This window comes from Occallatibacter sp. FHG110214_02, from assembly GCF_059115385.1.
In genome coordinates, this window is record NZ_JBZYWK010000008.1 from 1 (window position 1) to 13,886 (window position 13,886).

General features: G+C 58.2%; 15 protein-coding genes and 1 pseudogene. 10 read left to right on the plus strand and 6 right to left on the minus strand.

From position 1 onward, the window contains the following. From AC5S3R_RS09120 to AC5S3R_RS09130, 3 genes and pseudogenes are all read left to right on the plus strand, one after another. Positions 1-388, plus strand: a pseudogene (locus AC5S3R_RS09120) (hypothetical protein); the annotation flags it as partial. A 32-nt stretch (positions 389-420) separates the two neighbouring features. Further along, entirely contained in the window at positions 421-747 is a 327-nt protein-coding gene (locus AC5S3R_RS09125; protein WP_494266715.1) for a type II toxin-antitoxin system RelE/ParE family toxin, read from the plus strand. After that, entirely contained in the window at positions 744-1,061 is a 318-nt protein-coding gene (locus AC5S3R_RS09130) for a helix-turn-helix domain-containing protein (RefSeq protein WP_494266716.1), read from the plus strand. Before AC5S3R_RS09125 ends, AC5S3R_RS09130 begins: the two co-directional genes overlap by 4 nt. Positions 1,062-1,089: 28 nt before the next feature. Here the strand turns inward: AC5S3R_RS09130 and AC5S3R_RS09135 are convergent, their stop codons facing one another. From AC5S3R_RS09135 to AC5S3R_RS09150, 4 genes are all read right to left on the minus strand, one after another. Beyond that, positions 1,090-1,983, minus strand: a complete 894-nt coding sequence (locus tag AC5S3R_RS09135; protein WP_494266717.1) for a M28 family peptidase — start codon at positions 1,981-1,983, stop codon at positions 1,090-1,092. 9 nt (positions 1,984-1,992) lie between these two features. After that, a complete protein-coding gene (gene tatC, locus AC5S3R_RS09140) occupies positions 1,993-2,793 on the minus strand; it encodes a twin-arginine translocase subunit TatC (protein ID WP_494266718.1) in 801 nt (266 codons plus the stop codon). After that, positions 2,786-3,376: a twin-arginine translocase TatA/TatE family subunit gene (locus tag AC5S3R_RS09145; RefSeq protein ID WP_494266719.1), complete on the minus strand. Its 591-nt coding sequence runs from the start codon at positions 3,374-3,376 to the stop codon at positions 2,786-2,788. Before AC5S3R_RS09145 ends, tatC begins: the two co-directional genes overlap by 8 nt. A gap of 78 nt (positions 3,377-3,454) precedes the next feature. Then, positions 3,455-3,949, minus strand: coding sequence for a DinB family protein (locus AC5S3R_RS09150; RefSeq protein ID WP_494266720.1), 495 nt, complete (start codon positions 3,947-3,949; stop codon positions 3,455-3,457). 197 nt (positions 3,950-4,146) lie between these two features. Between AC5S3R_RS09150 and nadA the strand changes: the two genes are divergently transcribed. The 6 genes from nadA to AC5S3R_RS09180 all read left to right on the plus strand — a co-directional run bounded on the left by nadA (position 4,147) and on the right by AC5S3R_RS09180 (position 10,209). Next, entirely contained in the window at positions 4,147-5,271 is a 1,125-nt protein-coding gene (gene nadA / locus AC5S3R_RS09155; protein WP_494266721.1) for a quinolinate synthase NadA, read from the plus strand. Between the two features lie 926 nt (positions 5,272-6,197). Continuing rightward, entirely contained in the window at positions 6,198-6,641 is a 444-nt protein-coding gene (locus AC5S3R_RS09160) for a DUF2203 domain-containing protein (protein WP_494266722.1), read from the plus strand. Positions 6,642-6,672: 31 nt separating this feature from the next. Continuing rightward, positions 6,673-7,599 carry an ornithine cyclodeaminase family protein gene (locus AC5S3R_RS09165; RefSeq protein WP_494266723.1) on the plus strand — a complete coding sequence of 309 codons (927 nt, stop codon included), beginning with the start codon at positions 6,673-6,675 and terminating at the stop codon, positions 7,597-7,599. A 103-nt stretch (positions 7,600-7,702) separates the two neighbouring features. After that, positions 7,703-8,239, plus strand: coding sequence for a peroxiredoxin (locus AC5S3R_RS09170; RefSeq protein WP_494266724.1), 537 nt, complete (start codon positions 7,703-7,705; stop codon positions 8,237-8,239). A gap of 138 nt (positions 8,240-8,377) precedes the next feature. Beyond that, entirely contained in the window at positions 8,378-8,929 is a 552-nt protein-coding gene (gene ahpD, locus AC5S3R_RS09175; RefSeq protein ID WP_494266725.1) for an alkylhydroperoxidase, AhpD family, read from the plus strand. An 86-nt stretch (positions 8,930-9,015) separates the two neighbouring features. Then, the gene (locus AC5S3R_RS09180; protein ID WP_494266726.1) at positions 9,016-10,209 is read left to right on the plus strand and encodes a beta-propeller fold lactonase family protein; all 1,194 of its coding nucleotides are present in this window, start codon (positions 9,016-9,018) and stop codon (positions 10,207-10,209) included. A gap of 204 nt (positions 10,210-10,413) precedes the next feature. On the opposite strand, the gene nadB is transcribed toward AC5S3R_RS09180, so the two are convergent. Then, positions 10,414-11,991: an L-aspartate oxidase gene (gene nadB / locus AC5S3R_RS09185; RefSeq protein ID WP_494266727.1), complete on the minus strand. Its 1,578-nt coding sequence runs from the start codon at positions 11,989-11,991 to the stop codon at positions 10,414-10,416. 268 nt (positions 11,992-12,259) lie between these two features. Between nadB and AC5S3R_RS09190 the strand changes: the two genes are divergently transcribed. After that, positions 12,260-12,988, plus strand: a complete 729-nt coding sequence (locus tag AC5S3R_RS09190; protein WP_494266728.1) for a hypothetical protein — start codon at positions 12,260-12,262, stop codon at positions 12,986-12,988. Between the two features lie 45 nt (positions 12,989-13,033). Here AC5S3R_RS09190 and AC5S3R_RS09195 read toward each other — a convergent pair whose 3' ends face one another. Further along, positions 13,034-13,756 (minus strand): hypothetical protein, encoded by a 723-nt coding sequence (locus AC5S3R_RS09195; protein ID WP_494266729.1) that lies wholly within the window; start codon positions 13,754-13,756, stop codon positions 13,034-13,036. Positions 13,757-13,886: the final 130 nt, after the last annotated feature.

Sequence of the window (13,886 nt, forward strand, 5' to 3'; positions counted from 1 at the left end):
GCGCATCGAAAAGAAGATGCAGGAGATCGTAGCGCAGCATCTCCCCAAAACCACCGCCACCATCAGCTTCGGCGAAGGCTACCCCGCCATGCAGCCCACCGCAGAAAGCCGCGCCCTGCTCAAAATCCTCAACGGAGCCAACGCCAGCCTCGGCTTCACCGCCATGCCTGAGCTCGACCCCATGAAGCGCGGAGCCGGCGACATCGCCTTCGTAGCCGATATCCTCCCCGGCCTCGCAGGCATCGGTGCAACCGGCGACGGCGCACACGAGCCCGGCGAAACCATCGACCTGAGCACACAGCCCATCAACACCAAGCGCGACGCATTACTCATCTATCGCCTAAGCAAAATCGACCAGAAAGCCGACCTGACCGCCATCGCAAAATAAATCCTGAGCATTGCAAAAAAGGTATAATTTAAATGGCGACGTGGACTATTGAATTTCTGAATGAAGAAATCGAGGCATCGCTTGACGCGCTTCCTTTGGATATTCAAGCGAGTTTCCTTCGAATATCGGAACTGATTCGGGCGCATGGCTTAGAGCGGGTTAGGGAGCCGTACGTCAAGCATCTGGAAGGACCCTTGTGGGAGATGCGGTTAAAGGGCAGAAGTGGTATCGCGCGGGCCTGCTACGTTACTGCCATTGAAAAACGAGTCGTTGTCGTGCATGTCTTTGTGAAAAAGACACAGAAAACGCCCAGGCATGAAATCCTGCTCGCCCTGAAACGAGCAAAGGAGGTCAAATGAAACGTAAGTTCATCCCGGCAGAAGAACTCTTCCAGAAGTGGAGAAAAGACCCGAAGTTCATTGCGGAATATGAGGCGCTGGAAGAGGAATTCGCCCTCGCATCCGCGCTAATTGAAGCCCGAAGCAAAGCAGACATGACACAGGAAGAAGTTGCTACAGCAATGGGAACCACGCAGGCCGTTATCGCCCGTCTGGAAAGCGGTAAAGTGATGCCTTCTACCCGCACATTGGAACGCTTTGCCAAAGCAACCCGCACTCGTCTGCGCATAAGCTTTGAACCGCAGCCAGCAAAGAAAAAACGCGCCGCAATCTAAATCGCGGCGCGCCACGCTCCAACCAAATCTATTTCTGATTCAACAACCGAATCGCTTCCAGAAACACATCCCCATCAATCGTCAAACTCCGCGCACTCACTTTATCCATCGAGTCCTGCGCCGTGTGATGGTAAGCATTGTTCGGCCCGTAATCCAGATCAATCACATCCACGCTGGGCACGCTGCGATGCACAAACGGCAGATGGTCATCCTCAACCGCCATCTCCGTCTGAAAGAAGTAGCGGTCATACCCAAACTTGTGCGCCGCCTGCTTCACCACATCGCTCAGCCACGGCGTCGAGTTCGTCTCCCGCTGGATATTCAAATCCTTGTCGCCAATCATGTCGGCCAGCATAAATGCCTTGATCTTCGGAAGCGTCCCATCGCGCCCCCACTTCGCCGCCAGATGCTTGCTCCCATAGGTCGAATCCGACTCCGACCAGTTCACAAACGCCTCTTCGCCATCAAAGAAAACCAGCCACACCGAGTAGCCATCATTCGGCTTGCCGCGCAACTGATCCGCAATCGCCAGCAACAGCCCCGTAGTAGCGCCGCCATCATTCGCGCCAACAAAGTTGATGTTCTTCAGCGGATAATTCGTCTCGTAGTGCGTACCCAGCACAATCACGCCCGGCTTCTTCCCCGGAAACTTCACAATGAAGTTATGCAGCGTCACCGGCCCAATCGCCGTGCTCGCCGTAAACGTATCTTCCTCTAACTGGTCGCGCTGAAAATGCGCACGCAAGTAGGCCTCAGCCTTCGCATGCCCTGTGCTCGTAGGCCACCGCGACCCAATCGCCACAAACTCCCGCGTATAAGCCAGCGCCCGCTCGCCGCTGAAGTGGCCTTGTGCAGCCAGCGAAAGCCCGCTCGCACACATCAGCATCAACACGCAACACAACCGCCGCAAAAGTGCCGTCATAAACCGCCTTTACGCGGCAGCTGCCGCATCATCTTTTTTCCGCCGCCGCTCCGGATGCACCCACCACGCCACGCCAATACCAATCATGTACAGCGTCAGCATCGGCACCGCATACACGCACATCGTCCACGGGTCCGGCGTCGGCGTAATAATCGCCGCGACAACAAAGATAATCAGAATCGCATAGCGAATGTTGTTCCAAAGAAACTTCGGACTGACAATCCCAAACATCGCCAAAAAGAAAATCAGAATCGGCAGCTCAAAGCTGATGCCCAGCCCCAGAATGATCGACAGAAAGAAGCTCGTGTAATCCTCAATCGTAATCACCGGATTAAACGGCTTGCCGAAACCGAAAATCAAAATCTTCAGCGCGCTCGGAAACACATAGAAATATCCAAACGAAGCGCCCGCCAGAAACAGCCCCATCGTAGCCGCCATAAACGGCACAACAAACCGCTTCTCTTTCTGGTAAAGCCCCGGCGAAATAAACAGCCAGACCTGATACAGAATGAACGGCGCCGCCAGAATCGCTCCGCCAATCAGCGCCACCTGCATCGACAGGTTCATGCCATCCATCGGATGCGTGAAGCTCAGCTTCAAATTCATCCGGTTAATCGGAGCCTGCACCAACCCATACAGCCGGTCATGAAAATAGAACGCAATAAAGAACCCGACCCCAAGGTAAGCCGCCGAATGAATAATCCTCTTCCGCAGCTCTTCCAGGTGCTCCATCAGGCTCATGCCTGGAAGCTCCGCCCGCTCCGTCATCGCAGTCCGTGCCTTGCTAACTGCCTCCGCCGCATCAACCATGCTGTGTCACAGTCTCCGTACCGCTTTCCATTCCGGCGGATGGCACAATCTCTTCCGCCGCCTGCAACACCGGCTCCGCCTCAACCACCGCGCCTGGCCTCGCCGCCGCAACAGTCTCGCCTATAGAAGGCGGCTGAATCACCAGCCCCGAAGGCTCGGACTCAGAAGCAACAGCCTCAGCATTCACAGCCCCCGCAACCCGCGGCACATGCACCTCCGGCACCGACTCCGCAACAGAAGCAGCCGAAGCCGCAACCGTCAAATCCGCAACCGTAGGATCAACCAGCGTCTCCGTCGCAGTAGCCGCCGGCAGCGCACTCACGCCAGCCTGTTCGGTCAACGCCTTCTGCCGCTGTGCCTCTTCCTTCTGCTTGCGGTCAGCGTCCTCCGCCAGCCTCAGCTCTTCTTCCATCTGGAACTTGAAGTCATTGGAAGCCTTGCGGAACTCATACATCAGCTTGCCAATCTGCCGCCCAATCTGCGGCAGCTTCCGCGGCCCAAACACCACCAGCGCCAGGATCATCAGAATGATCGAGTCCGCCATGCCAATGCTGGCCTGTTCAATTGGAAGAGGAGTTGCCATGAACTTTCATAATAATCGCCCGACTGGCCGTGCGTCGAAGAACCCGCTTTTGTCTTTTTCGTCCCTCGTCCCTCGTCTCTACCACGTAAACCCGCCCGAAGGCGGCGGCCAACTCCCCAGCATCTGCCTTAGCAGCACAATCCGTCCAAAATGATAAGCATTATGCGCCGCCAGACTCTCCAACTGCTCGCGCACCGTCATCACCCGCACAGGCATCCCCGGCCTTGAAGGACACAGAACCTCCGCCTCCAGCCGGGCCGTATCCAGTGCAGCATCCCCCGCCTTACGAGCACCCACCAGGAATCTCGCACAAAGCTCCGTCCAACTCTCCCTCTCCAACTCCACCGGTTCCGGAAATGCCCTTTCCGGACGCTCCGGATACGCCGTCTCCACTCCGGCAATCCAATCCAGCGTCATCTGCTGCCAAAAACAGATATGCCAAAGCTCCTCATACACGGAGCGCGGAGCTCCTGCTACCGTCCGACGCGCCAACTCCTCCGCCAGTCCCTCCAGAATGTGCGCCGGAGGTGTAAAGGCACTGTCTCCCACCAAAGCCTGCTCAAGCTCGCTCATAACACCCTCCCACTCTCCTCAGTCCCAACTTCTCCCCCAACAATTGAATCCTCTCCATATTTGTTAAAATCAAACCACTAACACGGCTGCAACATCCCCGTGGGCGGAAGCGATTCGCGCTCACTGCAAGCCAGCAAGGCTTTCAACAACCCCGTTCGCCGGACCAGCATGGCCGGCAGGACTGAAGGCGGAAAACAGTGACTCTGGTTCTAGACGAAGCAGTACAAGCTGCCGAAGCGTGCAGCTTAGACAATTATCTTGCCCTTCCCGATCACACCATGGACGACCGCATAGCTGCGGCTCGCCAGAAACTCGGTGCCAGCACCATCATCCTCGGCCACCATTACCAGCGCGATGAAGTCATTCGTTTTGCCGACTTCACCGGCGACAGCTACAAGCTCTCGCAAGCGGCAGCCGAAACCAACGCCAGCTACCTCATCTTCTGCGGCGTCCACTTCATGGCAGAAAGCGCCGACGTCCTCGGCCGCGACAGCCAGCAGGTAATCCTTCCCGACCTCAACGCCGGCTGCTCCATGGCCGACATGGCCGAAATCTCCCAAGTCGAGGCATGCTGGGAAGCCCTTGCAGCCAGCGGATTTTCGGACGAGTGCATTCCAATTACCTACATGAACTCCTCCGCCGCCATCAAAGCCTTCGTCGGAGAAAACGGCGGCCTCGTCTGCACCTCCTCGAACGCGAAGCAAGCCTTCGAATGGGCCTTCCAGCGCGGCAAGCGAATCCTCTTCCTCCCCGACCAGCATCTCGGCCGCAATACCGGCTACGCCATGAACATCCCACTGGCCGAAATGAAAGTCTGGGACCCATGGGCCCTTGCAGGCGGGCTTTCAGCCAATGACCTGGCCAACACCAAAATCCTCCTCTGGAAAGGCCACTGCTCCGTCCACCAGCGCTTCCTCCCCAGCCACGTGGACACCGTCCGCGCCAAGTACCCCGGCATCCAGGTCATCGTGCATCCCGAGTGCCGCTGGGAAGTCTGCCAGAAAGCCGACGCCACCGGCTCCACCGAGCGCCTCATCAAAATCGTCGAAGACGCCCCAACAGGCACAACCTTCGCCATCGGCACCGAAATCCACCTCGTCAACCGTCTGGCCAAAGAGTTCGCCGACAAGGGCAAAAAAATCATCACGCTGGACGACACCGGCTGCCTCTGCACCACCATGTACCGCATCAGCCCACAGCACCTGGCATGGGCTCTCGAAAACCTGGTAGAAGGCCGAGTAGTCAACCAGATCGCAGTAAAGAAGTCCGTCAAGCACTGGGCTAAAGTAGCCCTCGACCGCATGCTGGAAATCAAGGCCTAAAACCCGTACCACCACAAAAAACCCCGTGCCCCATCCTTGCGACTTCTTTCTGTCGCAAGGATGGGAAATCCATACCGCCAGAGACTTGAGCTTTGCGGGTGCCCCCGTCCCTCTCTTTTGGGGACCGGGGGATAGATTCCCCTACAGCCAGTTTTCCCCGCCTCCGTTCTCCCACAAAAGAGGGCAGTGTCATCCTGAACGAAGCGCATTGCGGTAGGCGGAGTGAAGGATCTGCGGTTGCCTTTTTCACTGCCACACCCCCATCTCGACCCCGACCACCGGGAGGGCCACAAAATCCCCGTGGCGCGCAAAACGCGCAGCCGCTGCATGCAATGCAAAATAAATCCCAAATCTGTGGATAACTCTTGCGCTCAATTAACCCCTTTTATGCCATACTCAAAATCAACAACAAGAACGGCCCGATTCCAAAAGAATCGGGCCGTTCTTCATTCAGCTTCCAAAAGTTTTTTTAGGGTCATTTTTTCTGAAAAGTAACTATTTTTCAGAAACCTGTTAACCAATCAACAAACACCAAATTCTGCATCCAACCGATAGATTTAAAACACGATACGAGCGAACCAACCACAAAAGGTAGGCCGGGGATTTATCCCCGGCAATCAAGGCTAAAAGAAAGCACCGGGGCTTTAGCCCCTGAGGCATGCTTCTGCTACTTTGCGCACCAACTGATAACAGGGCCGCGAACCCGCCATCCCAAAACCCAGAAAAAAAGGAAAGAAATTTCAAAAAAATGGAAAAGTAACCACTTTTCCGCAGGTTACTAACTAAATAGTAAACACCAAAAATCAAACATAAGCACAACAAATCAAACAAGATAATTACAAACAAACCCCATCGTCTCACCCAATGAACCACCCCAAGCCAAACAGCCAATCCCGGCGTATTCTAGTCACAGCAGGTTAACGAACATGAAGACCTTCACCCTCGACGAAGCCCAATCCCTCTTGCCCGTCCTTGAGTCCCTGCTCAAGCGCGCCATCGAGGGCAAGCAATCCGCCGAGGAAATCGAAAACCGCCTGCAGGACCTCAACCGCCGCATCTACCTCTCCGGCGGCATGCGCGTGGACGTGGCCCAGGTAGCCCGCGACCGCTTCGAGCTAGAAAGCCAGCTCAAGCAGGTCAAAGAAACCCTCACCGAAATCGACTCCATCGGCGTGCAGGTCAAAGACCTCGACACCGGCCTCCTCGACTTCCCCTTCCGCCTCAAAGATGACGTCGTCCTCCTCTGCTGGCGCATAGGCGAGTCCGCCATCGACCACTGGCACACCGTCGAATCCGGCTTCCAGGGTCGCCAGCCCATCGACGAGCGTTTCCGCCGCCGCTCCGGCCCCACAACCTTCCGCCCCAATTAGCCCCGCCCAATTCGTCCCGTAAGATGGGCCCATGTACATCGGCGAAGAAGAAGTCCGCAGCCTCCTCAACTACGACGCGCTAGTCCCCGCCATCCGTCAGGCCCTCATCGACTTCTCCTCCGGGAAACCAGAAGAAAGCAAGGTCGTCCAGCCCCCACGCTCCATCCTCCGCCCCGGCGACAAGGACTGGTTCGCCGTCATGCCCGTCATCCACGGCGACGTCATGGCCATCAAATCCGTAACCTTCTTCCCCGGCAACGCAGCCCTCGGCCTGCATACCCACATGGCCACCATCACCCTCCTCAGCCGCAAAACCGGCGAGCCGCTGGCCATCATGGACGGCCGCGTCATCACCGAAATGCGCACCGCCGCCGTCTCCGCTGTAGCCCTCGACACACTCGCGAGCCACGAAGTGGCGAGCTTGGGAATCTTAGGCGCAGGCGTACAGGCCCGCTCGCACCTCGAAACCCTCCGCCGCATCCGCCCCAGCCTCCAGGACATTCGCATCTGGTCCCGCACCGCATCCAAAGCCGAGCAGCTAGCCTCCGAGACCAACACCCGCGCCACCACCATAGAAGAAGCCGCCAGCGCCGACGTAGTCCTCGCCGCCACCGCCTCGCCAACCCCAGTCCTCGAAGGCCGCTGGCTCTCGCCCAGCGCCGTAATCCTCGCCGTAGGCGCAGTCGGAGCCAACCTCCGCGAGTTGGACGACAAAGCCGCCCGCACAAGCTGGATAGTCGCCGAGTCCCGCGCCGCCCTCGAACGCGAATCAGGCGACATCATCCTCTCCGGCGCAACCATCCAGGTCGAACTAGGCCAGCTCCTCGCCAACCCAAACCCGGCAATCCCCCGCAGCCAGCGCATCCTCTTCAAATCCGTAGGCATGGCAATCGAAGACCTCGTAGCCGCCCGTCTCGTATGGCAAGCCCGCCGAAAGCAGCCTCACCCGCAAGCTTGATATCCTTAAACTAACGCGCATTTCCCTCTCGGAAACGCATTTCTACGCCCCGCACGGCACCGCCGCCGGGCCATACCTGCTTCATCTCATTAAGGAGTCATTCATGCTTACCGTTGGAGAGAAGTTTCCCGCATTCGAGCTGACCGCCGTCGTCAGCACCGACCCCAAGAAGGCCTTTGAAACCATCACCGAAAACACCTACGCCGGCAAGTGGAAGGTCTACTTTTTCTGGCCCAAGGACTTCACCTTCGTCTGTCCCACCGAAATCGCCGCCTTCGGCAAGCTGAACCAGGAGTTCCTCGACCGCGACACGCAGCTCCTCGGCGCCAGCATCGACTCCGAATTCGTCCACCTCGCATGGCGCAACAACCACGCCGACCTCAAGGACCTGCCCTATCCCATGCTCTCGGACATCAAGCGCGATCTCTGCGAGCAGCTCGGCATCCTCGACATCAAGGCCGGCGTAGCCCAGCGCGCCACCTTCATCGTGGACAACGAAAACATCATCCGCTTCGTCTACGTCACCGACCTCTCCGTAGGCCGCAACCCGCAGGAAGTCCTCCGCGTACTCGACGCCCTGCAAACCGACGAGCTCTGCCCCTGCAACTGGCAGAAGGGCGAAGAAACCATCAAGGCATAAGCAGTTTCCACCCAAGCCCCGTGCCCATCCTTGCGACTTCTTTCTGTCGCAAGGGTGGGATACCACGAACTTCCGTTCTCCCTCTGGGATTGAATAACGGACACCTGATCCCTGAAACCTGATTCCACCGGAGCACCCATGTCCCTCGACGCCCTGATAGACACTCTCCCCACCTCCGCCAAAGACCTAAAGCTCAACTACTCCTCCCTCATCCGCAACAACACCGAGCTAACCCCGCAGCAGCTCTGGGGAACAGTAGTAGCCGCAGCCATCGCCACCCGCAGCTCCGCTCTCACACCCGCCGTCTTTGAAGCCGCAGCCGCGCAGCTAACCCCGCAGGCCCTCGAAGCAGCCAAAGCCGCCGCCGCCATCATGGGCATGAACAACATCTTCTACCGCTTCCATCACCTCAGCTCCAATGAAAAGTACGCCACCATGCCCGCCCGTCTGCGCATGAACGGCCTCCGCGGTCACGGCGTCGAAGAAATCGACTTCGAGCTCTGGTCCCTCGCCGTCTCTGCCATCAACGGCTGCGGCAAGTGCGTGGATTCCCATGAAAAGGTAGTCCGCGATAAGGGCGCAACCGAAGAGCTAGTCCTCGCCGTCGTCCGGGTATCCGCCGTCATCCACGCCATCGGCGCCGTCCTCGACTCCATTCCAGTAGCCACGCCAGAACTGGCAACCGCCTGAGCGCTGCACTCTGCATCCACGTCCATCCATCAGCATCAATCTGCGATAGTCTGGATGCAGTTCCAGCACAGCAATCAGGAGCGGTAATGGCAAAGGGAAGTTGGGCAAAAAGGGCAATTCTGGCCGCGGCACTGGTATCTGCGGCCACCATCCCCGGCTGCAGTGGCTTCTGGAAAGCCCCAACGGATTCCGGCAGCGGCTCCAGCGGTGGCGGCACCAACCCCGCCAGCGGCACCTTTTACGTCCTCAACCAAACCACCAACCAGATAGCGGGCTTCAGCTTCGCATCCGGCAGCACCACGCCCACCTCCATTGGAAACGTCACCCTGCCAGACCTGGCCTTTGCCATGGCCATCTCCCCCAACGGCAACTTCCTCTACGTAAGCACCGCCTCGGGAATCTATCTCTACACCGTCAGCTCAACCGGCTCCCTGACACTCGGCAACAGCAGCCAACCCATCAGCTCAGACCCCGCCTACGCCATGCAAGTAGACCCAAGCGGATCCTGGCTGCTGGAAGCCGTCTCTGGCGCAGCCACCCTCAGCGCCGTGCCTCTCAACACCAGCACCGGCCTCTACGACACCAGCGCCAGCGTAGCCACCGTTGCCCTGTCCTCTGACAGCGTTCAGGGAATCGCCGTATCCCCCAGCGGCAGCGCCGCACCTTACGTCTTCGTAGCCATGGGCACCGGCGGAACAGCGGCAGTCCACTTCACCTCCGGCAACGCCAACCCCTTCGGCAACGCCGCCACCATCAAGGTCAAAAACTCTCTCGGCGGCGACAATGCCGTAGCCGTTGACCCATCCAACCGCCTGCTCTATGTCGGAGAAACAACCGCCCTCAGCGCCACGCAATCCGGCGGCCTGCGCGTCTTCACCATCGGCAGTTCTGCGCTGAATGAAATCACCGGCTCGCCCTTTGCCACCGGAGGCACCGGCCCCTCGTCCATCGTGCCCACCTCCACGGCTGTCTATGTTGCCAACAGTGCCGTAAGCGGCAAAACCACCGGCAACATCACCGGCTTCACCGTCACCGCCTCCGGCACAACCAGCCCCACCTACAAGCTCAGCTCCATCAACACCATCGCCGCTGGCCAGAAGACCGCATCCATCACCCTGGACGGCACCAGCACATACCTACTGGCAGCCAACTTCAGCGGCAACCCCGACCTGAGTACCTACACCTTCGACGCAACCACCACCGGCAAACTGGTCGCAGGCCCCACAGCCACCACCGGCACCGACCCCGTAGGCGCATTGTCCGTAGTAGCCGTCCCCTAAAACGCAGACAAGCAACTCCCTCTCCATTTCACTCAAGAGATAGATATAGAAAAGGTGTCATCCTGAACGTAGCCGTTTTTCAGGTGCAGGGAAGGATCTGCGGTTGTTTTGCTTTTTGCCGGTTCAACTACAAACAATGGGTGCCCCATGCCTCCTTCTTTTGGAGACATGGGGCACCACAAAAGCCGGTCCCGCAGCCCTCTCCTACCAAGCCTCGAACGATATCGTTTCCAGCCCACTCAACACCGAATGCTTCAGAAAAGCAGCATCATCCCGCTTCGGATAATCCGTCCGAAAATGCGCCCCCCGGCTCTCCGTCCGTGCCAGCGCCGAGCGCAAAATCGCCCCCGCCACCACACACAACGACCGAGCCTCCACAAGCCGCCGCGAAAGAGCATACTCCCGCCCCAGCTCACCTGCCAGACGCTCCTGCACCGCAATCCCCTCGCGTAATCCAGCCTCTTCGCGCAACAACCCCGCACAGCGGTCCATCATCAACCGCAGCTCCTGCACCAGCGCCTCAATCTCCTCGCCCGCAGCAGCCGCCGCATCACTCCCAACAACCTCATCCACAGCCGTCAGCAGCAAATCATCCGCCAGCATGGCCTTCGCCGCCCGAGCCCCAAACACCAGCCCCTCCAGCAGCGAGTTGGAAGCCAACCGATTCGCCCCATGCAACCCCGTACAAGCCGCCTCACCCGCCGCATACAGCCCGCGCACATTCGTATGCCCGTGCAAATCCGTGCGAATACCGCCCATCATGTAATGCGCCGCAGGCCGCACCGGAATCAAGTCGCGATGCAAATCCAACCCATGCTGCGCCAAAAATGCGCTAATCCCCGGAAACCGCTTATGCAGGTCAATCTCCGTCACATGACGCATATCGAGATATACCGGACGCGTCTCGCCATCAGCCCCCATCCCCTCACGCCAAACCGCCCGCGCCACCACGTCACGCGGAGCAAGCTCCAGACGAGGATGGTACCGCTCCATAAACCGCTCGCCACGGTCATTCACAAGCCAGGCACCCTCACCGCGCAGCGCCTCCGAAAGCAAAAACGTAGGCACACCCGGCAACGCCAGCGCCGTCGGATGAAACTGGTAAAACTCCATATCGGCAAGCTCCGCGCCAGCCAGCGCAGCCAGCGCCAGCCCATCGCCCGTAGCCACCGCCGGATTCGTAGTATGCGGATAAACCTGCCCCGCGCCGCCCGCCGCCACCAGCACGCCTCGCGCAGCTACACGCGTCACCACGCCATCGCGATCCAGCAAGTCAGCACCAACAACGCGCCCATCCGCCGTCACCAGCCCAGTCACGCAAGTCCACTCAGCAAAGCGAATCTTCGCGTGCTCCCGCGCCATCACCGCCAGCGCTCGCCCAATCTCCGCACCCGTCGCATCCCCATTCGCATGCAGAATGCGCGGCTTCGAGTGAGCCGCCTCGCGCGTACGCACCAGCCTGCCACCCTCGCGATCAAACTGCGCCCCGCCCTCAATCAGCTCCGCCACGCGCAGCGGACCTTCACTCACCAGCGCCGCAGCGGCCTCGCGAAAAACAATCCCATCCCCGGCAGCAATCGTGTCCTCAAGATGCAGCGCGACATCCTCATCGCCCTCCATCGCCACGGCAATGCCGCCCTGCGCATAGTGCGTATTCGACTCGCTAACCGCCTCTTTGGTGACAACAAGCACCGTGCCCCGCGCCGCCAACTCCAGCGCCGCACGCAAACCGGCAACACCCGCGCCGATAACAAGAAAGTCAAACTGTGTATTTGGGCTCACTAATCAGGCTATCAGCTACCCCGAGAACAAGTCAGTTCCCGGCCACGCGGCCATACGGAAGTGAATTGACGAGAACGGCGTTTATCGAGATTACCCCTGCTCCCGCACGATCTCAATCTGCTACTTGTCCTATCACCTTTAACTGATCATCCCCTACTACCACGATCAGGTCTTTATTCACCCCGAACCCAAAGCTATACTGCTAGCTATGCCGGTTGGTATTTGTAAGTTGTGCCTCCAAAGCCGAGATCTCATAGAGAGCCATCTCATGCCGGCTGCGCTATATAAGATGTCCCGTTGGGAGGGATCGGCAAACCCAAATCCGATGATGCTCTCTGTTCGAGGCAGGATTCAAACCTCAAAGCAAATAAAGGATTATTTACTTTGTCACGATTGCGAACAGCGATTCTCAGAGAATGGCGAGCGGTACACGATGTCGCAGGTAAATAGAAAGAATGAATTCAGGCTTCTGCAAACGCTTGAGAAGTCCACGAATAAACGGTCGTCCGCAGGGTTTACTTTTTACTACGATACTTCCTCTTTGGGCATTGATCGACAGAAACTAGCCTACTTCGCGCTGAGCGTGTTATGGAGAACAGCGGTGCATTCCTGGCACCGGCCAGAGCAGGTGGGACCGATAATCCATCTGGGCATATATGAAGAGCCGATCCGCAGATACCTTCTTGGTGAAGCGTCATTTCCTGCGGAGATCGCAATACTGTTGTTTGTTTGTACAGACCACCATTCCCAGAACGTCTTCTACCTACCAAGTATGGGAAATATCGAGATGCCGTTCACTTGGACCTTCCAGACACGGGGCCTAAATTTTTATCTGAGTGGCCTGAAAGGAATGCCTCCGCAATTGGCAGGAGCATGTTTGATTAACGGAGCCAAAGAGATAATTGTCGCTCGAAGCTGTGAAGATAAGGTCATGGAAGCGACGACACGGATCATGCTTGAGGCAAGTAAGCGCAGCAATCATCGAAGTTCTGAATAGCCCCACACATCGGTTTCTCAAAAGTAGAGCCACGAACCAGCAGCGCTAAAGATGGTGAAAAGATGAGCCGCTGCCATCCTCTTCATCACTCTCATCATGGTGTGTTCCAGACCCAATCCCCAGTCCGCCACCCATACCGCCGCCCATTCCCATTCCGCCACCACCACCTCCGCCGCCACCTTTCTGACCACCTTCCCCCTTATCCCCCTTGTCGCGGCCACCGGAACCAGCCGACCGCGCCGGCCCTTGCTGCGGAATCTCCACGTCAGCCGGAATCGGATCGAGATCAAGCGCCTCGCGAATAAAAGCCCGCAGCGACACAACCAGCTCCTGCGTATGCACAAGCTTGCCGGTAGCAAGCTCATGCGCCGCCCGCGCCGCCAACCGCACCTGCTCCTCCGTGCCAAGCAGCATAATGTCCGACAACGCCGCCTCCACCGCATCCCGAACTCGCCGCGCCCTATCCGACCCCGGAGGCTCAGCCACACTTGGCTCCAACGGCTCCGTCGAGTCGGCACCCTGCCGATGCAGATCACGACGATGCGTAGGATCAACCGTCAAGTCGCCCGTAAAAGACCCGCCCAGCGTCTTGTAAGCAGCAATCAGGGCACGCAAACGCTCGTTAATCTGGCGATTCAAACGCTCCCGCCGCTGCTGAATCGTAACCTGCGTAAGCAGCCGGATACCCACGCCAATCAGCGTAATAACCGCCAGGCTCAGCAGCGTAGTAACCAGCGCATGCAGCGAGCTGAAATCGAGATTGCGCAACTTTAACCTCCGCAGAAGTCAAACCGGATGAATCCTCGCCCTGCTCGAACCTTACCCGAACCCATCGCCGCGAACAAGGATAGGGAATCCCCTGCGTCATTCGTCAATGCACATGCAGTTGTCGTACTCT

Excerpts from the sequence above, each read along its gene's own strand:
- AC5S3R_RS09190 (WP_494266728.1), top strand. The coding sequence starts at position 12,260 with ATGCCGGCTGCGCTATATAAGATGTCCCGTTGGGAGGGATCGGCAAAC.
- AC5S3R_RS09170 (WP_494266724.1), top strand. The coding sequence starts at position 7,703 with ATGCTTACCGTTGGAGAGAAGTTTCCCGCATTCGAGCTGACCGCCGTC.
- AC5S3R_RS09125 (WP_494266715.1), top strand. The coding sequence starts at position 421 with ATGGCGACGTGGACTATTGAATTTCTGAATGAAGAAATCGAGGCATCG.
- AC5S3R_RS09160 (WP_494266722.1), top strand. The coding sequence starts at position 6,198 with ATGAAGACCTTCACCCTCGACGAAGCCCAATCCCTCTTGCCCGTCCTT.
- AC5S3R_RS09130 (WP_494266716.1), top strand. The coding sequence starts at position 744 with ATGAAACGTAAGTTCATCCCGGCAGAAGAACTCTTCCAGAAGTGGAGA.
- AC5S3R_RS09145 (WP_494266719.1), bottom strand. The coding sequence starts at position 3,376 with ATGGCAACTCCTCTTCCAATTGAACAGGCCAGCATTGGCATGGCGGAC.
- AC5S3R_RS09150 (WP_494266720.1), bottom strand. The coding sequence starts at position 3,949 with ATGAGCGAGCTTGAGCAGGCTTTGGTGGGAGACAGTGCCTTTACACCT.
- AC5S3R_RS09135 (WP_494266717.1), bottom strand. The coding sequence starts at position 1,983 with ATGACGGCACTTTTGCGGCGGTTGTGTTGCGTGTTGATGCTGATGTGT.
- ahpD (WP_494266725.1), top strand. The coding sequence starts at position 8,378 with ATGTCCCTCGACGCCCTGATAGACACTCTCCCCACCTCCGCCAAAGAC.
- AC5S3R_RS09165 (WP_494266723.1), top strand. The coding sequence starts at position 6,673 with ATGTACATCGGCGAAGAAGAAGTCCGCAGCCTCCTCAACTACGACGCG.
- tatC (WP_494266718.1), bottom strand. The coding sequence starts at position 2,793 with ATGGTTGATGCGGCGGAGGCAGTTAGCAAGGCACGGACTGCGATGACG.
- AC5S3R_RS09180 (WP_494266726.1), top strand. The coding sequence starts at position 9,016 with ATGGCAAAGGGAAGTTGGGCAAAAAGGGCAATTCTGGCCGCGGCACTG.